Genomic DNA, 25,939 nt, shown 5'->3' with positions numbered 1-25,939 from the left:
CCTCATTAACATTAACGCTCTTTTATGACTCTGAATAGAGAAAAATACACATAACTGTTTGCCATTCACTTATGAGCCAGTATATTTTCAGTAGTCTCACAGATGATGAAGAACTTAATTTTTCTGAAGAAGCAGAGGTTTTCGTTTTTCCTACTTCTTTCGCCCAGCAGCGATTGTGGTTTCTCGACCAGTTAGCACCGGGTAATCCATTTTACAACGTGTCAACAGCACTTCGCCTGACAGGTTCCCTCAACTTCACTGCCTTAAAGCAGACATTCAACGAAATTGTACGTCGCCACGAAACCTTACGCACTACGTTTGTTCTGCTAGAGCAGCAACTAGTGCAGGCGATAGCACCCAGCTTAACCATACCTCTTCCCCTAATAGACCTACGCAATTTCCAGAGACAAGAATGCGACACACAAGTGCAGCAAATCGTAACCCAAGAGGCTCAACGTCCTTTCAATCTCATCACCGGACCATTGCTGCGAGTAAAGCTGCTACAACTGGATGAAGCAGAATATCTGCTGCTGCTAAATCTACATCACATTGTTGCCGATGGCTGGTCAATTGGAGTGCTAATTAGAGAACTGGGGGTATTATACAAAGCTTTCGCAGAGGATAAGCGATGTCTGACGACAAGCGACTCCATGTCTACCCCCCTAGCAGAATTACCCATTCAATATGCAGATTTCGCAGAATGGCAACGGGAGTGGCTGCAAAGAGTGGGAGCAAACGGCACCTCGCCCCTACAAACTCAGTTAGCTTATTGGCAAAAGCAATTAGACGGGATTTCGGTGCTGAATCTCCCCACCGACAGACTAAGATCAGCAGTTCCTACCTACAGGGGTGCAAAACAATTTTTAGAGCTACCACACTCCTTAACTCAAGCGCTAGAGGCACTGAGCTACCAAGAAGGCGTTACCTTGTTCATGATTCTGCTGGCAGTATTTCAAACCTTGCTTTATCGCTACACGCAGCAAGAGGATATTACAGTAGGTTCACCTATTGCCAATCGCAATCGTAGCGAACTAGAAGGATTAATTGGTTTTTTTGTCAATAGCTTGGTGCTACGTATAGATTTCTCAGGTAACCCGACGTTTCGAGAATTGTGGAATCGAGTGCGAGAGGTAACTTTAGGAGCCTATGCTCATCAGGATTTGCCCTTTGAAAAGCTGGTGGAGGAACTGCATCCAGAGCGAGATTTGAGCTATCATCCTTTTTTTCAGGTTGTATTTAGCCTGCAAAACACTCCCATCGAAGCGCTAGAGTTACCTGGGTTAAGGCTTTCGCTATTTGAGTTCGACAGCAAAACTGCAAAGCTTGATTTAGAGTTCCATCTGTGGCAGGACTTGGATAGTTTGAAAGGACAAATAATTTATAGCACAGATTTATTTGATGACACGACCATTACCCGGATGCTGGGACATTTCCAAACGCTGTTAGAAAGCATTGTTGCCAATCCAGAACAGCGTCTTTCAGATTTATCTTTGCTGACTGAAGAAGAACGACTTGAGTTATTAATTGATTGGAATGACACTAAAAAAGACTACCCACAAAACAAGTGTTTTCATCAGTTATTTGAAGCGCAGGTGCAGGAAACTCCCGATGCGAACGCAGTAGTCTTTGATAAGCAGCAGTTAACCTATCGCGAACTAAATATCCGCGCTAACCAACTTGCACATCACCTGCAAAAATGGGGGGTAGTCCCTGACGTTTTAGTAGGCATTTCCGTAGAGCGATCGCTAGAGATGATCGTCGCACTATTAGGCATTCTCAAAGCAGGTGGAGCATACCTGCCTTTAGATCCGAGCTTACCTCAAGAGCGTCTTAAGTTCATGCTAGAAGATGCACAAGTTTCAGTATTGCTGATACAAGAAAAGTTGCTCGAGCATTTTGAGGACTTATCGACTCCAATTATTTGTATAGATGAAGATTGGGCAACTATTACACAACACAGCCAAGAAAACCCAACCAGCGGCGTCACACTTGACAACCTAGCTTATGTTATCTACACTTCTGGCTCAACAGGAAAGCCTAAAGGCGTTTTGCTCCAGCATCGAGGATTGTCCAACTTAGCGTCAGATCAGATTGAGGTTTTCAACTTGCAACCGAGTAACCGCATTCTGCAATTCGCATCATTAAGTTTCGATGCCTCAATTTTTGAGATTGTCATGGCACTGCAGACAGGAGCAACTCTTTATTTAGCAAACAAAGAATCCCTTCTACCCGGACAACCTTTGCTTCAAATACTGCGCGAAAAAGCTATTACTCACGTTACCCTTCCGCCAGCAGTGTTAGCAATCCTACCTACAGAATCACTTCCGGTATTGCAAACTATTATTTGTGCAGGTGAATCTTGTACTGATGATATTGTAAAACGTTGGTGGAACTCTCAGCGTCGGTTTTTTAATGCTTACGGGACTACTGAAACAACCGTTTGGTCAACTGTTGCAGAGATTAGTCATATAAGTGAAAAACCGCCCATTGGTCGCCCTATTGCTAATACTCAAATTTATATATTAGATAAGCATTTACAACCTTTACCAATTGGAATTTCTGGAGAATTATATATAGGTGGTGACGGATTGGCACAAGGCTATATTAACCGTCCAGAATTAAAGATTGAAAAATTTATTTCCAATCCTTTTCATGATAAAAAAGGAGCGCGACTTTACAAGACGGGTGATTTAGCTCGGTATCGAGCGGACGGTAATATTGAATTTTTAGGTCGCATCGATAATCAAGTAAAAATTCGTGGATTTCGCATTGAGTTGTCAGAAATTGAAACAGTGCTGAGTCAGCATCAAAGTGTGCAAAAAGCAGTAGTAATTGTTGAAGAAAATGTATCTGGCGATAAGTCCTTGGTGGCTTATATTGTTACCAATGTAAAGACGCAAAATTTCGCGTCTCTACTCCGTAAATTCTTAAAAGAAAAATTACCAGAATATATGCTCCCAAAAGCTTTTATAGTGCTGGATTCTCTGCCGCTAACAGCTAGTGGTAAAGTGGATCGTTTGGCGCTAAGAGAACTCGACAGTCCGGCTAGCCGCTCAACAGATAAAGCATTTATCGCTCCTCGGACTCCAACCGAGTCAATCTTGGCAAAAATTTGGGCTGAAGTCCTTAATGTTGAGCGTGTGGGTATTCATGATAACTTCTTCGACTTGGGAGGAGATTCGCTGTTAACTGTAAGCCTCCTGAAGCAAATACATAAGCAGTTTGAGCGCGAATTGCCGCTATCTAGCTTATTTTTAAATCCAACAATTGAAAGTTTATCAACTTCTCTATCCTCAAAAGCAGATTCTCTCCCGTGGTCACCCTTAGTTCCAATTCAACCTGCTGGTTCAAGTCCAGCTTTCTTCTGCGTCCATCCAATTTTTGGTGTTGTCTTTCCTTATTATGAATTAGCTCATCATTTGGGAAACAATCAACCATTTTATGGGCTACAACCCATTGGACTTGACGGAAAAACTTCTCCCCTAACTAACATTGAGGATATGGCTACCCACTACATTGAAGCATTGCGTAGAGTGCAGCCTAAAGGTCCTTATTTTTTAGGAGGTTGGTCTTTTGGAAGTTGGGTTGCTTTTGAAATGGCTCAACAACTCCAAAGATCTGGGGAAGAAGTGGCTCTACTTGCTGTGCTTGACACTTTAGCACCAATTCCAGGCAATATACCTTCTTTGGGTAACAATTTTAAGTTTATGCTGACTACAGTGGCGCGATATATATGGCCTTTTTTCTTCGATTATTTTTATCTAATTATCGCGATCGTCAAGAATCGAATTAACACTTTAACTTCTCGATTGACTAATTTTATTAAAATTATGCGGCTCCCAACAAATCTCTTCTCTCACCTCATCCTCAAAGAGGATGCCACAGTTAACGTTATACCTGAAGAATCCAAGTTAAGACTTTTAAGGGAGTTAGCAATTCGTCCAATGCTTCGAGTTTTCTATGCCAATAGCCAAGCAGTTCTCAACTACGTTCCGCAAGCTTATCCTAAACGAATTAATCTTTTTAGAACAAAGGTTCAGTCTAGCATTGCCAAGGAAGATCCGAGTATGGGTTGGGATCGGCTAATTGTGGGAGGAACGGAAATTTACCATATTCCTGGCAATCACCTAACTATGCTAAGAAAACCCCATATCCAAGTTCTCGCCGTACAGCTAAGAGCTTGTATTGAGAAAGCACAAAATTTACAGCAGTTTTCACCTAAATGAACCACATCGTTGGTAGGGGCGCAATGCCTTGCGCCCCTACGGCTATGGTCTATTACCTGAAAATGGCTGTAAGATAAGGATCAACTATGTCTTCTAAAGAAGTTTTCGTCTTTCCCGCATCTTTTGCTCAACAGCGACTATGGTTCCTCGACCAGTTGATCCCCGGCAATGCTATCTACAATGTGCTGACAGTAATTCGCTTGACAGGTTCGCTTAAGTTAGCCGCACTAGAACAGACTTTTAACGAAATCGTGCGTCGCCACGAAACCTTACGCACCACTTTTATAGTATTGGATGGGCAACCCCTACAGACGATAGCACCCAGCTTAACAATACCTATTTCTGTATTAAACCTCCAGCAATTACCAACCGATCGACAAGAGGTTAAAGCAAAGTGCATTGTTACCGCAGAAATAGAACATCCCTTCGATTTATCCTCTGGGCCATTGCTGCGAGTCATACTCCTCGTCCTTTCCGAGACAGAACATATTCTATTATTGAATATGCACCACATTATCTGCGATGATTGGTCTATGGGGCTACTGATTCGGGAACTGGGAACGCTGTACGCAGCTTTTGCACAGAACCAGCCTTCTCCCCTATTAGAACTGCCTCTTCAGTACGCCGATTTTGCTCACTGGCAGCGCGACTGGCTGCAAGGAGAAGTACTCCAAACCCACTTAGCTTACTGGCGGGAGCAATTAAACGGTATTTCCATACTGCATCTGCCTACTGACAAACTAAGACCAGCTATACAAAGCTATCAAGGAGCAACACAATTTCTAGAGTTACCGAAAAAGCTAATTGATGGACTAGAAAAGCTGTCACAGCAAGAAGGTGTCACCTTATTTATGACACTGGTGGCAGCATTTCAAACGTTACTTTACCGCTACACACACCAAGAAGATATCGCGCTAGGTTCAGCAATTGCTAACCGTAACCGCAGTGAAATAGAAGGAATAATTGGTTTTTTTGTCAATAGTTTGGTGCTGCGTAGCAACTTATCTGGAAACCCCACTTTTCGGGAACTACTAGGCAGAGTACGGGAGGTAACGTTAGGAGCATACAGTCACCAAGATTTGCCGTTTGAAAAGTTAGTTGAAGAACTGCATCCAGAGCGAAACTTGAGCCACCATCCTTTGTTTCAAGTGGTGTTTGGTTTCCAGAATGCGCCAATGTCAGCGCTAGAACTGCCTGAATTAGTACCTAGCTTTATGAATATTGACTTGAAAAAAACGCGTTTTGATTTGGAACTGCATCTGTGGAAGTGTTCTGAGGATTTTAGGAGCTTATGGGGTGGAAATTGGGAGTATTCTGAAGGTCTGCGTGGCGTAATGGTTTACAACACAGATTTGTTTGAGCGAGCTACCATTAGCAGGATGCTGAAACATTTTAAAACTCTGTTGTCAGGTATTGTTGCAAATCCAGAACAACGAATTGCAAATTTACCGTTATTAAGTGAAGTGGAGCTACATCAGGTATTGGTGGAATGGAATAACACCCAAGCAGATTATCCTCAAGATAAGTGTATCCATCAATTGTTTGAGGAAAAGGTACAGCAGTATCCTAATTCTATAGCAGTAAGCTTTGCTAACGAGCAACTCACTTATCAAGAGTTGAATACTCGCAGCAATAAACTAGCACACCACTTACAAAAAATCGGAGTATGTTCAGAAGTTTTAGTCGGCATTTGTATTTCACAGTCTATAGAAATGATAATCGGGTTGTTGGGTATTCTTAAAGCAGGAGGAGCGTATGTTCCATTAGACCCCAGCTATCCTCAAGAGCGCCTAAATTTTATGCTTGAAGATGCACAAGTTTCATTATTGCTGACACAAGAAAACTTGCTCAAGCATTTTGAAGGTTTCTCAAATCCAATTATTTCTATAGATAAAGACTGGGAAATTATTACCCAAGAACAGGAAGACAATCTCAAAAGCGATTTAAATACTGATAATTTAGCCTATGTTATTTACACCTCTGGTTCTACAGGAAAACCCAAGGGAGTAGCTGTACCTCATAAAGCTGTCAATCGTTTAGTGTGCAATACTAACTATATAAAATTAGAACCATCTGATAAAGTCGCCCAAGCCTCAAACACATCCTTTGATGCAGCGACATTCGAGATTTGGGGAGCGCTACTTAACGGTGCTCAACTTGTGGGAATTAGTAAATATGTAACCCTTTCGTCTCGCGAATTTGCATTACAACTACGAGAAAAAAGTATCAACGTTCTGTTTTTGACTACCGCCTTGTTTCAACAGTTTGCTAGAAATGTTCCGCAAGCTTTTGCGACCTTGAAATATTTACTGTTTGGTGGCGAAACTGTTGATACGAGATGGATTACAAAGATTCTCCAATATGGTGCGCCAAAGCATTTAATTCATGTTTATGGCCCTACGGAAAATACCACATTTTCTTCTTATTACTGCGTAGAAGAATTACCATCAGCCACATATTTTCCTATTGGTCGCCCCATTACAAACACCCAGATTTATATATTAGATACCCATTTACAACCTATGCCTATTGGTGTTACTGGCGAATTATATATGGGTGGGGAGGGGCTGGCGCGAGAATATCTCAATCGCCCTGAACTAACTGCTGAACACTTTATTACTCATCCTTTTAGTAATAAGCCAAAAACACGTCTTTATAAAACGGGTGATTTAGCTCGCTATTTACCAGATGGCAATATTGAATTTTTAGGTCGTATTGACAATCAAGTCAAGATTCGCGGCTTCCGCATTGAGTTGTCAGAGATTGAAGCGGTGTTGAGTCAACATCTAGCAGTCACAGCAACTGTTGTCATTGTTGCTGAGGACGTACCTGATGATAAGTACTTGGTGGCTTATATTGTTCCCAACCAGGAACAAATACCGACGCAAGACGTGCAAGGCTTTGCATCCTTACTTCGTCAATTTCTGAAAGAAAAGTTACCAGAATACATGGTGCCAAGAGCCTACGTAGTCCTGGAATCTCTACCTCTAACACCTAATGGCAAAGTGGATCGCCGTGCTTTACCCACGCCTGATACAATTACCTTCAATAATCACGATTATGTGGCACCGCGATCGCAAGTTGAAGAATTACTTGCAGAAATTTGGGCTAAAGTCTTGGGAAAAGAGCAAGTAGGCGTCCACGACAATTTCTTTGAATTGGGCGGTCATTCTCTACTAGCGACTCAGCTAACTTCCCGTATCCGTGACACCTTCCAAATAGATTTGCCTGTACGCAATTTGTTTGAAGCACCGACTGTAGAACAACTTGCTAGGTGTATTGACACAATGTATTGGACAGCAAAAGGTGTGGATAAAGTTGGAACTACGAGTCAGGAGCGAGAAGACGTGGAATTTTAAGGGCTTGCAACAGGTTTAGTTGCTATATCTGAAGCGTCGCTCTTTGCTTAATTATCATTATCAATAAAAATTTTGACAGATCCCTTCCTGGTTCTAAAATGAAATTGGACTTCATCGCTGACAAAACTAGCTTATGCAAGACTCTAGACAAGAAATAAATGCCAGAAGACAAGAAATAAATGCTAGAGCTTCTATAGATTTGGAACTGCGAAAGACTTGGTATTCCCCCGTTGCTGATGTTTATTACAACGCAAGACCGCACTATCCAAAGGAACTAATTGATCGGTCTGTCGCTTTAGCCCAACTTTCCTCAGATGCATCGATTCTTGAGGTTGGTTGTGGTCCAGGAAATGCGACGGTGACTTTTGCTCAATTTGGTTTTTCAATGACGTGTCTTGAGCCAAACCAGGATTTTTGTTATTTGGCACAACACAACTGCGATCAATATCCAAAAGTTACAATTTGCAATACTTCATTTGAGGAGTGGGAACTAGAAGCAAAACAGTTCAATGCCGTTCTAGGAGCCAATGCCTTTCACTGGATACCGCCAGAGATTAGATATACCAAGGCAGCAGCGGCAATGTGCAATAACGGTTTTCTTATCCTGCTATGGAATCTGACCCCAGAACCGAAATACGAAGTTTACCAAGTGATTGAGGAAGTGTATCAAGCTTATGCGCCCTCCCTTATTCGATATGAAGGTGCAAAGATTCAAGCGGAGATTTTGAGGGGGTTTGGACAAGAGATTTTAGACTCCAATTGTTTTAAAGAGTTGGTTGTCGAGCAAACTGCGTGTGAAGTCACCTATAGCATTGATGACTACCTCAAGCTTTTGAGTACCTTTGGGAGACTAGAGCCACAAGCGAAAGAGTTACTTTGCAGCTCCTTGCGGGAGAAGCTAGAAAAAATTGGAGATAGCGTACAACTGGAGTTTCTTTCTGCTGTTCATGTTGCCCGCAAAGACAGCTAAACTGTTGAGGTCGGATAACGCGGCACAACAACCCGGTACTCCAAATGGCTATGAAGCTGATTCTATCTGCATCCTAGCTCATCAGTGATAGGTGAAAACTTTGTACTTTTTGTCAATACCTCCAAGGGGTGTAATTTTGAATACAGTTGAGTTTTTATCTTATCTTCGCAGCTTAGATATTCAAGTTTTTATTTCTGATAAAAAGTTTCGCTGTAACGCGCCTGAAGGAACTCTTACAGCAGAATTACGTGCAGAAATTCAAGAGCGTAAAACAGAAATTATTGAATTTTTAGAAGCAACTCATCATGCTAGTAAGCACAGCTTTAGACCTCTGGTACCTATTTCGCGGTCAGGAAATCTTCCCCTCTCTTTTGCTCAACAACGGCTGTGGTTTCTTGACCAATTAATCCCTAATAATCCTTTCTATAACATTCCACTAGCACTAAATTTAACAGGTTCGCTCAATCAAGCCGCGCTAGAGAAAACTTTTAACGAAATTGTGCAACGACACGAAGCTTTACGTACTAATGTTGTGGTGCAGTCAGGGCAACCAGTTCAGGTAATTAATCCTACGCTAACAATACCCTTACCAGTCATAGATTTACGGCAACTGCCACAAGCCGAACGAGAAATACAAGCACGACGACTCACTACCCAAGAAGCTCAACGTCCTTTCAATTTATCAACTGATTTATTGCTGCAAGTAAAACTGCTGTGGTTGGATGAGACACAATACATCCTGCTACTGACTATGCACCACATTGTGTCCGATGGTTGGTCTATTGGGGTGCTGATTCAAGAGATAGCAACACTCTACACAGCCTTTGCCAGCAATCAACCTTCTCCTCTTGCGAAACTTGCAATCCAATATGCAGACTTTGCATACTGGCAACGCCAATGGTTGCAAGGGGAAGTATTAGAAAAGCAAGTCGGTTACTGGCAAAAGCAATTAGACGGCATTTCTATGCTAAATCTACCAACCGACAGACCAAGACTCGCTGCTCAAAGTTACCAAGGTGCAAGGCAACCTCTGCAATTATCAAAAAGTTTGAGCAAAGCACTTTTAGCTCTCGGACAGCAAGAAGGGGTAACTTTGTTTATAACCCTACTAGCAGCATTCCAAGTTTTACTTTACCGCTACACACAACAAGAAGATATTGCTATTGGTTCACCTATTGCCAATCGCAACCGGAGTGAGATTGAGGGATTAATTGGTTTTTTTGTTAATAGCTTAGTATTGCGTACCCAACTCAGTGGAAATCCAACTTTTCGGGAATTATTGAGTCGAGTCAAAGAGGTAGCTTTAGGAGCTTATGCTCACCAAGATTTACCTTTTGAAAAGCTGGTAGAAGAACTGCATCCAGAGCGTAATTTGAATCAAAATCCGCTCTTTCAAGTTGTTTTTGCGCTTCAAAATGCGCCTATGACTGCGTTAGAGTTACCTAGTTTAACTTTAAGTCCGCTACCATTTGAAACGGAGACAACGCGCTTTGATTTGGAGTTCCACTTGTGGGAACCAAATACTCAAAATGGGTTATGGGCAGATAGCTCAGAAGGAATTAGTGGTTTTGTAATTTATAGCACTGATTTATTTGATGATTCTACGATCGCCAGGATGCTAGGACACTTCCAAACATTACTGGAAGGTATAGTTGTAAATCCAGAACACCGAATTGCACAATTACCACTTTTAAGCGAATCTGAGCTACATGATTTATTAGTTGGATGGAACAATACTCAGTTAGATTATCCTCAAGATAAGTGTATCCATCAGTTATTTGAGAGCGTTGCAGAGCAGAATCCTGATGCGACTGCGCTAAACGCACGCTCCGCGAACGCGTTAGTAGTTGGCGATGAGCAACTCAGCTACAAAGAGTTAAATATACGTAGCAATAAACTGGCAAATTATTTAAAAAAATTAGGAGTTAAAACCGAAGTTTTAGTAGGACTTTGTGTAGAACGCTCTTTTAAGATGGTAATCGGGATGTTGGGCATTATGAAAGCAGGCGGAGCTTATTTACCTTTAGATCCAAGCTACCCGTCTGAACGTTTAAACTTTATGCTTGAAGATGCTCAAGTCTCAATTTTATTAACTCAAGATAAATGGATGAAAGGTCTGGAGAACCAGAATTTACAGGTCATCTGTTTAGATAAGGATTGGGAAATTATTACTCAAGAGCTTGAAGATAATCTTCCCAGCCAAGTTAAAGTGGATACCCTGGCTTATGTGATTTATACCTCTGGCTCAACTGGAAAACCTAAAGGGGTTAAAATTGAACATAGAGGATTGTTAAATTTAGTCTTTTGGCATCAAAAAGCATTTGCAGTTTCACCCCTTGACCGAGCAACCCAGATTTCAGGAGTTGGCTTTGACGCTTGCGGTTGGGAAATTTGGCCTTATCTTAGTGCTGGAGCAAGCATTTATTTTGTAGATGATGAAATCAGGCAAATGCCTGAACAGCTACGAGATTGGCTAATATTAAAAGCGATAACAATCTCCTTTCTACCAACTCCTTTAGTAGAGAAAATTCTCTTATTAGATTTCCCTAAGAATGCAGCTTTACGAATATTACTCACAGGTGGAGACAAACTAAATCAATATCCTTTAGCTGACCATCCTTTCCAATTAGTTAACAATTACGGACCAACTGAGAACACGGTTGTTACAACTTCTGGTCATATTTCTGTTAAGAATAAAGAGAATTTAGCCCCCGCAATTGGTCGTGCGATCGCCAATACACAAGTTTACATATTAGATAAACATTTACAACCAGTACCTATTGGCGTTTCGGGAGAGTTATACATCAGTGGTGATGGATTAGCGCGAGGTTATTTAAACCGTCCTGACTTAACTCCTGAATGCTTCATTTATCATTCTTTGACTAATAAGCTAAAAGCGCGACTTTATAAAACAGGTGATTTAGTTCGCTATCAAGTAGATGGCAACATTGAATTTTTAGGTCGCCTAGACGAGCAGGTAAAAATTCGCGGCTACCGCATTGAGTTGGGAGAAATTGAAGCGGTACTGAGTCAGCATCCATCAGTGCAGCAAACTGTAGTCATAATTCGTGAGGATAAAGGGGAAAAGCGTCTATTAGCTTATGTAGTACCAAAAACCGAATACAGCAGCGAGCAGGAGAATATACAATTGCAGAATGAGCAAGTTTTGCAATGGCAGATGCTCTATAACGAAACTTATAATCAACCTGCTGATTCAGATCCAAAATTGAATATTGTAGGCTGGAATAGTAGTTACACAAATCAGCCTATTCCAGCAGAGCAGATGTATGAGTGGGTGGATAACCAAGTCGAGCAGATTTTGGCTTTGCAACCCAAACGAGTGTTAGAAATTGGTTGTGGAACAGGTTTAATTCTGTTTAGAATTGCACCTCACTGCACTAAATATTGGGGAACAGACTTTTCCCCAGTTTCACTTAACTACATTCAGCAGCAGTTACAAAAGCAAGAAATGCCGCAGGTAACGCTGTATCAGCAAATGGCTACTGACTTCGACAAAGTAGAAACAGCAGCTTTTGATGCAGTCATTCTGAACTCGGTTGTACAATATTTTCCTACTATTGATTATCTGATTCGTGTATTAGAAGGTGCTGTGGAGTCAACTGCTCCGGGTGGCTTTATCTTCATAGGAGATGTGCGTAGTTTGCCACTCTTGCAAGCTTTCCATGCGTCAGTGCAATTGTATCAAGCTGAACCTTCTCTTACCCGATTCGAGTTGCAGCAACGGGTACAAATGCAAATATTTCAAGAAACAGAGTTAGTTATCGACCCAGCTTTTTTTACTGCAATAAAGCAACGCTTTCCGCAGATTAATCATGTACAAATTCAATTGATGCGGGGTAAACATCATAATGAGCTAACTGCGTTTCGTTACAATGTGATTCTTCATATTAGTGCCGAAACTGTTAATAATACTGGAAATTCTTCCGTGCTGAACTGGTCTGAAGATAAACTAACATTCTCAGCAGTGCGTCAGTTATTAATTGAGAATCAACCAGAAATATTAAGCATTATCAATGTACCTAATGCGCGGGTAATGTCAGCAGTGAAAACAGCAGAATGGCTATCAGACGTAGAAAGTTTTAAAACTGTAGGTCAAATACGTAAAGCTTTGCAAGAACTCGAAAATTTCGGAGTAGATCCAGAAGATTTGTATGCGCTGAATGTACCTTATAGGGTTGATATTACCTGGTCACATTCAAGTACTAAAGGACATTATGATGTGGTTTTTATACGGCAAGATGGAGTAAGTAAGAGAACTATTTTTCCACATAGTACAACTCCCTCTCGTCCCTGGCAATCTTACGCCAATAATCCTTTGCAAGCCAAAGCAGCGCGTAAATTAGTGCCACAGTTACAAACTTACCTAGCACAAAAACTGCCTGAGTACATGATGCCATTAGCTTTTGTAGTATTGGAGTCTTTACCTCTAACAGCTAATGGTAAAGTCAATCGCCGCGCCTTAAGAGCATTTCATGATGGAATCAAGCCCCAATTACTTGAAAATTACATCGCCCCTCGGACTCCTGTTGAACAAGTGCTGGTGAAAATTTTTGCTGAGGTTTTGGGACTTAAGCGCGTGGGAATTTATGACAATTTCTTTGAATTAGGTGGTCATTCCTTACTGGCAACTCAGCTTGTCTCTAGAGTGCGCGACGCCTTATGTGTGGAGTTACCTTTGCGTAGCGTATTTGAAGCATCGACAATTGCAGAATTATCGAAGGTGGTGGAAAGCTTTAAAGAAAGCAATGCTCAAAGTCAAGCCCCAGTTTTAGTACCACTATCGCGTGAAAGTCGGCGGATTAAGTTATCTTCCTTACAAGTAATGAAGAACCCAAATGATTTATGAAAACACGTGTTAGAATCGTATCCAACGCCTATTAGCCACCTCAAGCCATCCTTCAAGAAATTAATAACTGCCCTCACTTCTTACCTCTGTGTACTCTGCGTCTGGAGTGGTTAAATAAATTATTTTTTAACCGCAGAGGCACAGAGAGCGCAGAGAAACAAGATGAGGAATTGAATCACAATTTCCAAGAATTTTAAGTTCTATGAATGTAGTTATAAAACATTATCAACTTTATTTAAAATTGAAAGAAAAATCGCGCATCTGAAGATGTCTCAAGTTACTTTGCTGACTTAGCTGTCTTACTGTGTTAAGCAAGGTTTTAATAAACTCAGCGTCATCTTAGATAATAACTCCATACATAAAAAGAAAATACGCTTCTCTATTATCAGCACATTGATTTTTTCTGGGAATTCAAGATAAAATTTATTCACACTGTTCTTTGATTGTGTTTAGCCAAACATTTTGTAACGTGTCAAACTAAAAGATAATGATTTGACAGAGGTTTTTAAGAATGTATTCTACAAGCCAACTAGAGCAAATATGGCAAAATAAAGCGCTTGAGAGCATTGTAAATATAGTAAGATCACCTGATGGTGACTTTGAGCGTATTGGTCAACTTGCAGAAGCCGTTAACGATCCGCAAAGCTTACAAAAAATGGTCGAACTTCTCAAGAGTACACCGCAAGGGCGACAAGCATTTCAAGAGCGTCCTAGATTGGGTGATGTTAATCTACAAAAACTTTATTGTTTACCAACTGATACATTAGGTTATGCATATGCTAGTCATATGCTCCAAAACAATTTGAAACCTTTATCTACAGGACAAGTAGAAAGCGATCGCCAATTCTTAGGAGCGCATATCACAGAAACCCATGACATTTGGCATATTATGACTGGATGCAGCACGGATATTCTTGGAGAAATTCAATTAGAAGCTTTTTATGTCGCCCAACTATACTTTACGCGGTTTTGGTTGGCATTATTAGCTAAAAATCTTGTTAAAGCTACTATTTACGATATTGAGGTATCAACAAAATACATGGATGCCATCACTCAAGGATGGATCATGGGAAAACAAGCCAAGCCTCTATTTGGTGTTGAATGGAATCTATTGTTGGAGCAGCCACTGGCGAATGTCCGGGCTTCGTTCAATATCAATCTTTCTGAAACTTAGAAATCCAAAATCTAAAATCTAAAATCTAAAATGGCATAAATTATCCATCTTGTGGAACGGGCGGAACGCCCGTTCTAAATTCACAGGCGGGTAGTAGCCAAATTTACAACAACTTATCTGGTGTAATAGGTAGATCGCGAATACGCTTACCTGTAGCATGGTAAACTGCATTACCAAGCGCAGATGAAACACCAGTAATCCCTATTTCACCCACACCCCTGACACCCACCGGATTAAAGTTGAGGTCTGGTTCGCCAACAAAAGCAACCTCAATGCGGGGAATATCCGCATGTGCTGGGAAGTGGTAGGTAGCAAGGTCATACACCACCGGATAACCAATATTTGGGTCAAAGTGGCACTCTTCCATCAAAGCTTGCCCAATCCCCATGATAACGCCACCCCGCACCTGACTTGCTGCAGTCTTAGCATTCATAACGCGCCCAATATTCATCACGGATACCCAACGCGTCACCTGTAGGCGTCCAATTTCTTCATCTATACTGACTTCACAAAAATGCGCCCCCCAAGATTGAAACGCCCATTTCTTTCCTTCTTCACCTGGTTTTGAAGATGCTGTTGCTTCAACAGCAGCTCGTCCGGACTGACGAAGGTTGGCAAACACTTCCTCAGCAGTCTTGGCTTGAGCAGTTTTCAGAATTTCCTGACAAGCGGACATTACCGCAGGAAGGAGGGATGCTGTCATCATGGAACCACCTGCTAAGCCACCATCTGGTAGTAAGGAGTCACCCAGATCCACCCGTACCTTTTCTACAGATAGCCCCAAAACCTCTGCGGCTGTGGACGCAACAACCGTATACGCACCAGTACCCATATCATTTGCTGCAGTCAGGATATGTGCTGTACCATCTGGTAGTAACCGTACCTTCGCCGATGCTGCACCCCTGCCACCAGGGAAAGTTGACCCTGCCATCCCCCAACCGATAAGCTTACCATTACGTGTCAGCGATCGCACTTGTTTCGGTCTGTCTTTCCAACCAAATTGCTCTGCACCAACACGCAAACATTCGGCAAATGCTTTGGCTGAAAATGGCAAACCTTTACGCTGGTGTTCCTTTGTTTCATTTTTCAACCGCAGTTCCACGGGGTCAATATCGAGCTTCCAAGCCAGTTCATCCATTGCTGACTCCAATGCCCAAAGACCGGGATTTTCGCCTGGTGCTCGCATAAATGTTGGTGTACCGATGTTCATCACCGCTAGTTCTTGCTTCAACCGCAAATTTGGCGTAGCATACATCACTGGTGTAATACCCGTACAAGGCTCTGTAAAAACATCTACTGGCGATGTACAAGATTTAACATCATGTTCAATAGCAATGAGTTTACCATCAGCAGTGGCTGCCAAACGGATCTTTTGCTCGGTTTCAGAACGGTGTCCCGCATTTGCCGTCATTTGAGGTCGTGTCAGAGCGACTTTGACGGGGCGTTGGAGTTGGCGAGCAACTGCTGCACAGAGAATACCGTGAGGCCAAGGGAAGACTTTAGAACCAAAAGCTCCTCCAATATAGGGAGTAACAATACGCACGCGCTCTGTTGGGAGCCCAAAAAGTTCCGCGTAGGTACGCTGGGTACCCATCACCCACTGAGTCGGTTCGTAAATTGTCAGAGAGTCGGAACCTTGCCACCGAGCAATGGTAGCATGAGGTTCCATAGGCGCGTGCAATTCGGTGGAAGTTTTATAGGTGACTTCCATCTTTGTTGTTGCACTTGCCATTCCTGTGGTAAAGTCTCCCTTCTCAAACTTCAGCTCCTCACCAAACTGGGGTGGAGGTTCTTTATAAGTACCCTTTGTCGGATCTATGAGGGGCTTTTGAGTTGCGTATTCAACCTTGACTAATTGTGCGCCATGACGCGCTCGTTCAAAGGTATCCGCTACTACTAGGCCAATAATTTGACCCGCATAATAAACCTTATCATCAGATAATGGTAAACGAGCCTCGTAAATTTTCGAGGTCATAAAATTATTGGCTGGCTTGAAGACCTTGGGCGCGTTTTTGTGAGTGAATACAGCGATAACACCTGATGCTTTTTCTGCAGCACTGGTATCAATACTTTTAATCTGCCCATTGGCAATACTAGCGGTGACAAGGTAACCGTGAACAAGATTTGGAATTTGATGTTCGGCTGCATAAGTCGCCGTACCTGTGACTTTTGCTCGCCCGTCCTTGCGGCTGACTGCAGATCCCTTGAGTGTGTTCATGCAACCCCTCCTCCTTTCGCTGAAATTGTCAGTGCGCGACGAATTGCCCGTTTTGCCATGTCAACTTTGAATTTATTGTGAGTTAGGGGTTTGGCTTCCCGAAGTGCAATATCTGCTGCTTGTTCAAATGTTGTCACGTTGGCAGTCTTGCCAATTAAAAATTTTTCTGCTTCTGTTGGACGCCAAGGTTTGTGGGCGACACCACCCATTGCTAGGCGAGCTTCTTTGATTTTATCGCCGGAAAGGTCAACAGCCGCAGCGACTGATATTAACGCAAAGGCATAGGAAGTGCGATCGCGTAACTTCAAATAAACTCCTGACTTAGCAAAGGAGATTGGCGGCAGAATAATACTAGTAATCAACTCACCTGGTTCCAGATTTGTGTCTCTCTGGGGAGTATTTCCCGGCAATCTGTGAAAATCCACCATTGGTATTTGCCGTTTACCTTTGGGGCTTTCCACTACAACGACAGCATCTAAAGCAGCGAGAGCAACACACATATCTGAGGGATGAACAGCCACGCACTGGTCGCTAGCACCTAAAATAGCATGACCGCGATTAATTCCCGTTGCTGCGGGACAGCTAGTTCCCGGCTGACGCTTGTTGCATGGGAAGGCGGTATCGTAATAGTAGGGACAGCGAGTCCGTTGCAACAGGTTACCGCCTACAGTTGCCATGTTGCGGATTTGCTGAGACGCACCAGCGAGAATTGCGCGGGATAAAATTGGGTAGTCGCGACGAATATCGGGATGATCTGCAACAGCGGTGTTGCTTACCAGCGCCCCGATAAGCAAACCTCCATTAGTTGTACGAGAAATGCGCTTCATCTCTAGCCGGGAGATATCTATGAGTTGGGATGGCTCATCGAGAAAACCCTTAAGGCGATCGACCAGATTTGTACCGCCTGCTATGTAGGTAGCATTTTTGTTAGCTGTTGAACGTTGAACGGCATCTTTTACGGAAGTCGCACGAATATAGGTAAAATTGTTCATGTGGGCAATTCCTCGGATTCGCGAACCAGAACAGTTGCCACGGGAGAGGGTGGTTTTTGTCCGGCGACTTGTTGGACTGCAGCAACAATACCGTTGTAAGCGCTGCACCTACAGAGATTGCCGCTCAATCGCTCTTTGATTTCCACTTCAGAAAGTTCCGCCAGTTGTGGGGGACGGGACAAATCTGGAGTGACAACGCTGGAACAACCTCGTTTGACTTCATTGACTAGGGCAACAGAAGCACAAATTTGTCCCGGTGTACAATAGCCGCACTGGAAACCATCGTTGTCAATAAAAGCGGCTTGCATGGGATGGAGGGTATCGCCTTTTGCTAGCCCTTCAATGGTGACAATTTCTTTGCCCTCTTGCATGATTGCTAATGTCAGGCAGGAATAGACTCGCTCGCCATCGATGAGAACAGTACAAGCCCCGCACTGTCCGCGATCGCATCCCTTTTTACTACCCACCAATCCCAAGCGATCGCGCAAAGCATCCAAGAGTGTGACGCGAGGTTCAATAGAAAGGGTTTGCGGCTTACCATTCACATTCAGTGAGACACTCATTTCACCTCCGGAACTTTGGGCAGTCGCCTTTGCTGCATTTGCCTGTTCGAGCAATGAAGGAACCGCTATAGCCGCACCCGTTGCGGTTAGTGCCTGTCCCAAAAAACCACGGCGGGACGTTTTCCCCGCCCCCTTTTTATGGTTTTGCATGATTCTCTTCCTCTGGATCGGAAAGTGCTGAAATGCACTCTCGCTTACATTATCATTTTCTCCAGATTCAGCTTTCTTTCTCTATGGTTAATTTATTCCAAGGCGTGTAATATCGGCTCTTGTGCCAGTTCTAGCAATCCCATTGTTTTCAGCAACTTAGCCCATTCTTCAGCTAGCAGGCGGTCGTTTGGATTGTCGCGACGACGTTCACCTAAACTGGTAATAGCATCATACCAAAGATTATTGGCTGTATATACAGTGTGTTCTTTCGCTTTTGCCTTGTTTAATTCCTGCTGAAGATTGGGCGTGAGTGCGACTCGTTGCAACCATGCGTCAACAAAGAAATAATCAGATGGGATTTGTTGCTTGTTATTGCAGTAAACTCGAAAGAACCATTGATACTTTGAGTTAAGCTTGAGAGCGTATTTGGGATTTGATGGCAAAGCGATCGATAAAGCACCAGGTTTTCTAGGTAATGTTAGAGGTGTGCGATAAATATCTTGACCTTGTTCGTCCTGCAAAACGAATTCTCCAGAACGTAAGTTATCTGGTAATTTAGGGAGATAAACCCAAAAAGTTGGATATTCTGCGACTGTTGATGCAAATAAAGATTTGTTATTGTTCTCGTCACCTGGTACTATAGCAGTGACAGGCGTTTCTAGGTCTGGGCAGTTTTCTCCACGGCTGGTTCCTCCACGACGCCGACCTGTGGGTTCGCCATTTGGGGGGAATTTTTGAGCTAGGATAATGGGCTGCACCTTGGTTGCTTGCACTTCTGCTGCATAACTTGCACTGCTAGCAACTAGCACAATAGCACAAGCAAGTGAAAATTGCTTATGACGTGATATACTTGTTATCATTATTATGAGTTCCAACGCTTCTTAATGTTGTTTCAATGAGGACGCGGTAAGACTTTGAGGACAACCGCACAAAAAACCAATGCTAAAGCTGGGGGGATTGATGGAATCCACCCCATTTGAGTAAATATACCAAAACAGATCGTAAAAAGGGAGAAAGACCCGATCGCAATCGCTGACCATAGATAAACAGGTTGACGAATTTGCCATGCGATCGCCCCTCCTATGAAAGCCCATACCCAAACCCAAAATGTTTCTATCCACCCAGACCACCACCATATTAAAGGTCTGCCATCTAAAACAGCACTCAGAATTTGACCGAGCATATGTGCTTGAATGAACATTCCCGGAATTTGTTTTTCTTTATTCAAGCCTTGGGAACTGTAGGGAGTTGCCCAAAAATCAGAAGAACTTGGAGCAGTCACGCCAATCAGAACAACACGATTTTTCACTGACTCCAATAATTCTGGCTGAATTTTGTCATCTAAAATCTCCCTTAGAGAGACTTTTTGAGCAATATTTTCCAAAGAAGGCATAGAGCGATAATTGAGCAGTATTTGATAACCTGCAGCATCAATATTTTGGTAACCGCTTGTATGGGATGTTAATTGGTGAAATACAGTATTACCAATTTGCAAATTACCTTCTTTGTTAATTTTTGATTCGATCCCATTTGCTCCTAGGTAATGTCGTGCGATCGCATAACTAAACGCATATTCTGCAACACAAGGAGATTCTAGGGGAGGAGTTAAATGTATGAGTTGTCGGCGGGGAATACCATCTGCATCTGCCACAAAATCACTAAAACCCAAGCGTTTCTTTGGAACTTCCGGAGGAGAAGGAGTCCCATCTGATGCGCCATCATTAGGTGCAGAAACTTTGCACACTGCAAACAAGCGATCGTCTTGTTGCAAACGAGAGGATAAATAGGGATAATTCGGGTCAGTAGGGAAATCACGATAAATATCTATACCAATAGTTTTCGGCTGATATTTCTCTAGTTTCTGCAACAGTTGAGCCATTGCTTGGTCTGAGATTGACCAGCGCATATTCATATTTTTCTGGACTTGATACTGAATATCTGCTTCATCAACAGTAATTAACAAAAGACGGGGATCGGGCTTTTCATTCACCGGGCGCAGTTGTACAAAATGGTCATAAGCTCGCAATTCTGAAGATTGTAGTATTCCCAAATGCCGGATTCCCATCACCAAAGCTGTAACAAACACACTGACTACCAGCAAAGTTAAGAAGCGATGATTGTTTGTACGATAAATGCGATTTTTGGCAAATGTTTTGTGTTTAAAACTGCGGATGACGCTTCTGGGAACTAATCGTATTTGTCCTTGTTCCGGGGCGCTGACATTATCGATTGGAAAAGGGGCTGTCTCGTCTCTATCCGTTGGTATTTGCCGAACATTCCATGTCATGACTGGTTCGGCTGGGTTTTGGCAAATCACTGGTAACCAAGTGGCACAGGGGTATTCTTCTTCAAGTGCTTGGAGTCTTTCTCGCGCACAACGCACGGCAGTATATAAAGAATGTCCCCGTGAAAATTCTGCCAAGAAACTTTTGAGAAATTCTTGAGCAACAACATCAGGAACTGGTTCTCGCATCACAATAACTTGTGGAATGTGCAGTTCCTGAAGTTGCTGTGATAATCCCACGCCGTCGCAGGAGTTGAATATTGCCAGACGCAAGCCATAATAAATCGCTTGCTTGAGAGCATACTTTAATTGCTCTAAAGTAATTGTGTCTGTTTGATTGAGTTGGAGACCATTCTTTTCTTGACTGGAACTATGACCCGCAAAAAAGAGAATATCCCATGGTTTTTCCCAAAGTTGATGGTGAAAGCTACTCAGGTTTGGCTCTACTAAAAATTCAATTTCTGCTTCAGTTGATAATTTTTCTAAAAGTTCTCTATCCTGACTAATATCTATTCCTTGACTGTTACCAAATATGGCTAATATTCTTAACTTTTCTCTCTGAGATTTTTTGGAAGTGAAATGTACTTGTTGATACTCAGCATTACTCAGAGCTACTTCTGCTCTAGGATAATCTTCAAAAAAATCCCACAAATGCCAGGGCAGTCGTCTCAATAAGTCGTCGTTGGTTTCAATAATAAAGCGAATTTCTTCTGATTGTTTTAAGTGCGTTCGTAATTGCTGTTCAATTTTGCGAAATTCTGTTGAATTGAGCCAAGTATTAATACGGTTTAACAATTGCTGGCACAAATTTTGGATATCTAATTCAGAAATATTAGTGATGTAACCAGTCTCAATTTCAAGAATATCGTCAAGTTCTGACGTTGCTCGAAAACCACGACGAAAACTCAATCGATGATACAAAGCTGAATGAAGTAATTGCCAATTGCGGTAAAGTTCGGCTATCTCTGGTGCTTTTGGCAAGCTAGCAGCAAACTTCATCCGATAAGTATTATCTGCCTCACCGATATATGCTCTCACCGAAGGAAAGCCTTCATATAAATTTCCTTGACCCAAGCATATAACGACTAACCGACTCATAAGCTTTGGACACAAACAAAAAAGCGGTCAGATGACAACTACTTTTCAGTAGATTCTTGGATTGAATTGTAACATACCCACAGACTTTTCCATTGTAAAGTTCACTGGCGATCGCAATCTGTTTTTCTTATTTCCCATTCATTTACTTCTTGCAAATTTTGTCAATGTGTAAATAGTAATGTTTCTTGTAAAGAAATGTAAAAAACAAAACTACCTCTTGTCCCAACCTCACTACCGCCAATCAAGGGTCCCCTCTCTCTCGTCTGGAGCAGTTTTTTAATCATTCAGATGCTACCGGATTTGATACAATTACTCGGTTGTCCCGCATGCTTTCTCTAATACTTTTCGTCGTTAAGCCAAGATAATTGTTCTCAAAGATTGATTTTTGACCGATGAGAAGTTTCTCATTCATTGTTCATCTTTTTTTCATCCAAATATTGAATATTAATAGAAGGAAAATTTTACTTCTTCTGGGTATTTCACCCCGTTTCTCCGCTATACGGTTCGGTGAGAAAAAAAGCTAAGTCAAACAGTGCTCAGTGTCTTCTGGGTACTTTTTTTTTATCAGGCTTTGACGACAAAATTTGTTCCGCTCGCAGCATTAACATAAGCATAACTTATGATTGAGAGATGGAATAAATATGAAAAAGTATAACTAGAATTATGAAACAAATATGAAAACATTGTACCCTGCAATTAACCCTCTTCTTTGACTCTGGCGAGATAAAAATAAATCCTAATGCTGAAAAGCTGTTCCAATAAGGAATTTGGGCTTTGTTTTTCTCTGGCGAAAGTGATAAAAGAGGGTGGAATAGTTTTCGCACATTGACACCTGCGATGCGACTTGGTGCTTTTCTTTAGACTTCAGGGATTTCTCAAATGCATCTCATCAGCAGTTCCGCCTGCATTTTTTCTGGATTCCTTACCATTATGTTGACCTACTACAAGCCCAGTGCTTACTGGAATAACGCTAGTCGGAAATTTTTCAGAAACATAATTGGTGACTATAACACGGCAATTCTCCATCACGCAATAGGAGTACTACTCATTGTTGTAGGGACGATCTTAATCGCTCGTGAATTTGAATCATAACACATTGGTTGAGTTACAGAAATACATTTGTATTTCTATGCAGCAATTCTCATAATGAGAATTGCTGAATATACCAGTTATGAGTAGATTTTTTCAGGTTATTTGTAGGTGTCCTAAAGTATTCAAATATCTTTTGTGTGGTACGGGCGTCTCGCCCGTCATATAGAACGGGCGGGGACGCCCGTACCACAAGTAGTGGTAATTTATTCTTGGAAATCCCTTAGGGCGAATTTGATTTATGCTGATGGTAGCCAAAATCAAGAACTGTACCTACTTTATGAAATGGATGCTAACAATCGCTCTAATTTTGAGTACCGTAATTTACTATCCATCAAAGGTAACAGCCCAAACTAAACAACCAGCAATTACCAAGCAACCTGGACAACTATCTGGAGAGCGGACTTCACTTCAAAAACGACGTACCTCTCGACCAGTTTTTGTTTGGCCAAAAACACCTAAGCGATTGAGTCCTGTTTCTGGGCGCAGAGCAGGAATGGGTAGCCGGGATAATTGTCCTACAGTTGCAACTGTACTCACTGCTTTAGTGCCATTGCGAGAGGAACAAGGGGATAGCAAACAGACAGATAAATCAAGTGCGGGGATTGTGGAGGGACTCACTACCTCTGAACGACCAACCTTTTGGTTTTACGTTCCCTATACTAAGGATTTAAAAGCTAGTGCTGAGTTTAGCTTACAGGATAGTACGGGAAATGATATTTATAAAGATGCAATCTCACTTCCTGCAAGTCCCAGTGTCATAGGTGTTTCTTTACCATCTAATGCATCCTTACAAGTAGGTAAAATATATCGCTGGTACTTAAAAATTCGTTGCGATCGACAAAAAACAGCCAGTGTTCCTATCTACGTAGAAGGAGATATTCAGAGAGTCAATTTGGATTCTCGTGTCATGCAGGAGTTACAAGCAGCAGTCGATCCCCGACAAAAAGTGGCAATTTATGCAGAAGAAGGTATTTGGTTTGATTCTCTGACGATACTGGCACAACTGTACCTTTCTAATCCTAAAGACACATCTCTTGCTGCTGATTGGCAAAGTTTACTGCGCTCTGTCAATTTGGATAATGTTGCTACAGATCCTCTGGTAAAATAACAGCATTCATTTATCAGTCAGATTGGGGTGTACCAATCATAAGTCATCAGTTGAACATGATATCAGTAGATAATACTAACAATAAGTTTTAAAAAAGTTCGTCATTAATCAATACACCAATGAGAGGTAGAGTTTGATGTAAAAGCTAATTTGGGTAAATACAGGAGAAAGTTTATTCAAGATAATTCAACATTTTTTTGTTTTATAGTTCTGTGATATTACTATGAAGTATTCTAGATTTTCTACATATTAATGTAAAGAAGTCGTTTTGGAAAACAGGACTTCAGTACGGACAAAAAATAATTCTAGTACTAGAGGTAATCAAAAGATGATTAAGAATTAGGCGAATGGGAGTTATGTGAGATGGAAAAAAGAGTTTATTATGACTATATTGTTGTTGGTGCGGGATCGGCGGGGAGCATAGTTGCCTCAAAACTTGCCGCTCGCGACTCAGGTACAAGTATTCTCCTGATCGAAGCTGGAAAAACTCCAGATAACCCACAGATGTGGATACCAAGCGACTGGTTTGAAGTTTTGCAGAATTGTCCGGAAATTGAGTGGGGTTATCAGTCAGTACCTCAACCAAACCTAAACAATCGTGTGATTCAGCTAGCGCAAGCAAAAGTTTTAGGAGGGTGTGCGCTGCATAATGGGATGGTCTACGTGCGGGGTAGTATCTCTGACTTTGATGCGTGGGGAAAAGTAGCCCCCGGTTGGTCGTGGAATGATGTTTTGCCACACTTTCAGCAGGTAGAGCAGACCATGAAAGTGATGACACCAGAAGCAGATAAGTTCATCAACGACTTGTTTACTGCTGCCTCCCAATATGGCTTTCCTTGTAATCCTGACTACAATACCAGTGACAGTCAATATGGTTACGCTAGATTTCAATTTAACGTGACTAACTCACCCAATCTGACTCGAGAAACCACGTACAGCACTTTCCGACCAGATGGATATCAGAATATAACCGTGCTAAGTCAGGCTTTTGTAACCCGAATCTTATTCGAGAAAGAAAGTGCAGTTGGTATTGAATATATCAAAGACTCTCAACAACAGCTTGCTTATGTACAGAATGAAATTATTCTGAGTGCAGGTGCGATCGCAACTCCAAAAATCTTGATGCTTTCAGGTGTTGGCGACGAAAATGAATTAAAAAAATTAGGGATTTCTGTAGTTGCGAATCTTCCGGAAGTCGGGAAAAATTTTCACGATGACCTTTTTGTCAGTGCCGGATTTTCTATATTCCCAAGTCTTGATATGCCTTTCTATTCCTACGGTCTAGCACCCGCAGTTATCTTCGATTCTACAGAAAACAGTAGTTCAGTTATCGATGTAGAATCCTCTATAGGTGTTGGAACACTGAAAGGTTTTAAGGGTCCAAAGCATTCTTTCTGGTTGTGGCCAAACATAATGCGTCTGAAAAGTATGGGAACTGTTACCTTGCGCTCAAGCAATCCTGATGACGCTCCCCTTATTGACCCAAGATACCTGACGGCACCAGGAGATATAGAGAAGTGTAAAAAGGCGCTTGAGTTAAGCATCTGCATTGGCAATCAACCGGGCTTGAGCCAATGGCGTGAACAGCAAATCGCTCCACAACCAGGTCAAGATTTGGAAACCTACATCAGAGAAAACGCCGATACAACACAGCACTATTGTGGGACTTGCAGGATGGGATCTGATTCCGATTCCGTGGTGGACACAGAACTCAAGGTGCGTAGCACGTCTAAGCTACGCATAATAGACTCTTCCGTGTTTCCGCTTCCAATAACCGCAAATACGGCGGCAGCAACCATGATGATTGCTAATAAGGGAACTGACATAATATAGCGGTT

At 42.1% G+C, this 25,939-nt stretch carries 13 protein-coding genes; 8 read left to right on the top strand and 5 right to left on the bottom strand.

Annotation, left to right across the window (positions count from 1 at the left end; translation table 11 throughout):
• Positions 1-71 precede the first annotated feature (71 nt).
• From WA1_RS20815 to WA1_RS20795, 5 genes are all read left to right on the top strand, one after another.
• Complete coding sequence (locus WA1_RS20815) at positions 72-4,226, top strand: non-ribosomal peptide synthetase (RefSeq protein WP_017747559.1); 4,155 nt, start codon at positions 72-74, stop codon at positions 4,224-4,226.
• 86 nt (positions 4,227-4,312) lie between these two features.
• The gene (locus WA1_RS20810) at positions 4,313-7,585 is read left to right on the top strand and encodes a non-ribosomal peptide synthetase (protein WP_017747558.1); all 3,273 of its coding nucleotides are present in this window, start codon (positions 4,313-4,315) and stop codon (positions 7,583-7,585) included.
• A gap of 133 nt (positions 7,586-7,718) precedes the next feature.
• Entirely contained in the window at positions 7,719-8,555 is an 837-nt protein-coding gene (locus tag WA1_RS20805; RefSeq protein ID WP_017747557.1) for a class I SAM-dependent methyltransferase, read from the top strand.
• Between the two features lie 136 nt (positions 8,556-8,691).
• Positions 8,692-13,422 (top strand): non-ribosomal peptide synthetase, encoded by a 4,731-nt coding sequence (locus WA1_RS20800; protein ID WP_051077115.1) that lies wholly within the window; start codon positions 8,692-8,694, stop codon positions 13,420-13,422.
• A gap of 511 nt (positions 13,423-13,933) precedes the next feature.
• Positions 13,934-14,596, top strand: a complete 663-nt coding sequence (locus WA1_RS20795) for a Coq4 family protein (protein ID WP_017747555.1) — start codon at positions 13,934-13,936, stop codon at positions 14,594-14,596.
• 103 nt (positions 14,597-14,699) lie between these two features.
• On the opposite strand, the gene WA1_RS20790 is transcribed toward WA1_RS20795, so the two are convergent.
• From WA1_RS20790 to WA1_RS20770, 5 genes are all read right to left on the bottom strand, one after another.
• Positions 14,700-16,814 carry a xanthine dehydrogenase family protein molybdopterin-binding subunit gene (locus tag WA1_RS20790; protein WP_017747554.1) on the bottom strand — a complete coding sequence of 705 codons (2,115 nt, stop codon included), beginning with the start codon at positions 16,812-16,814 and terminating at the stop codon, positions 14,700-14,702.
• The gene (locus WA1_RS20785) at positions 16,811-17,806 is read right to left on the bottom strand and encodes an FAD binding domain-containing protein (RefSeq protein WP_017747553.1); all 996 of its coding nucleotides are present in this window, start codon (positions 17,804-17,806) and stop codon (positions 16,811-16,813) included. Before WA1_RS20785 ends, WA1_RS20790 begins: the two co-directional genes overlap by 4 nt.
• Complete coding sequence (locus tag WA1_RS20780; RefSeq protein WP_017747552.1) at positions 17,803-18,519, bottom strand: 2Fe-2S iron-sulfur cluster-binding protein; 717 nt, start codon at positions 18,517-18,519, stop codon at positions 17,803-17,805. The genes WA1_RS20785 and WA1_RS20780 overlap by 4 nt, the downstream gene beginning before the upstream one ends.
• A gap of 92 nt (positions 18,520-18,611) precedes the next feature.
• A complete protein-coding gene (locus WA1_RS20775; protein WP_017747551.1) occupies positions 18,612-19,379 on the bottom strand; it encodes a DUF928 domain-containing protein in 768 nt (255 codons plus the stop codon).
• Positions 19,380-19,411: 32 nt separating this feature from the next.
• Positions 19,412-21,901 carry a CHASE2 domain-containing protein gene (locus WA1_RS20770; protein ID WP_017747550.1) on the bottom strand — a complete coding sequence of 830 codons (2,490 nt, stop codon included), beginning with the start codon at positions 21,899-21,901 and terminating at the stop codon, positions 19,412-19,414.
• Positions 21,902-23,128: 1,227 nt separating this feature from the next.
• Between WA1_RS20770 and WA1_RS58155 the strand changes: the two genes are divergently transcribed.
• From WA1_RS58155 to WA1_RS20760, 3 genes are all read left to right on the top strand, one after another.
• Positions 23,129-23,347 carry a hypothetical protein gene (locus tag WA1_RS58155; protein ID WP_169886875.1) on the top strand — a complete coding sequence of 73 codons (219 nt, stop codon included), beginning with the start codon at positions 23,129-23,131 and terminating at the stop codon, positions 23,345-23,347.
• Complete coding sequence (locus tag WA1_RS20765; protein ID WP_272819190.1) at positions 23,301-24,101, top strand: DUF928 domain-containing protein; 801 nt, start codon at positions 23,301-23,303, stop codon at positions 24,099-24,101. The genes WA1_RS58155 and WA1_RS20765 overlap by 47 nt, the downstream gene beginning before the upstream one ends.
• 363 nt (positions 24,102-24,464) lie before the next feature.
• On the top strand, positions 24,465-25,934 hold the full coding sequence (locus tag WA1_RS20760) for a GMC family oxidoreductase (RefSeq protein WP_066612944.1): 1,470 nt from the start codon (positions 24,465-24,467) through the stop codon (positions 25,932-25,934).
• Positions 25,935-25,939 lie beyond the last annotated feature (5 nt).

It is taken from the genome of Scytonema hofmannii PCC 7110, assembly GCF_000346485.2.
In the GTDB taxonomy this organism is placed as follows: Bacteria; Cyanobacteriota; Cyanobacteriia; order Cyanobacteriales; family Nostocaceae; genus Scytonema; species Scytonema hofmannii.
This window is presented reverse-complemented; position numbering and strand designations above follow the sequence as displayed.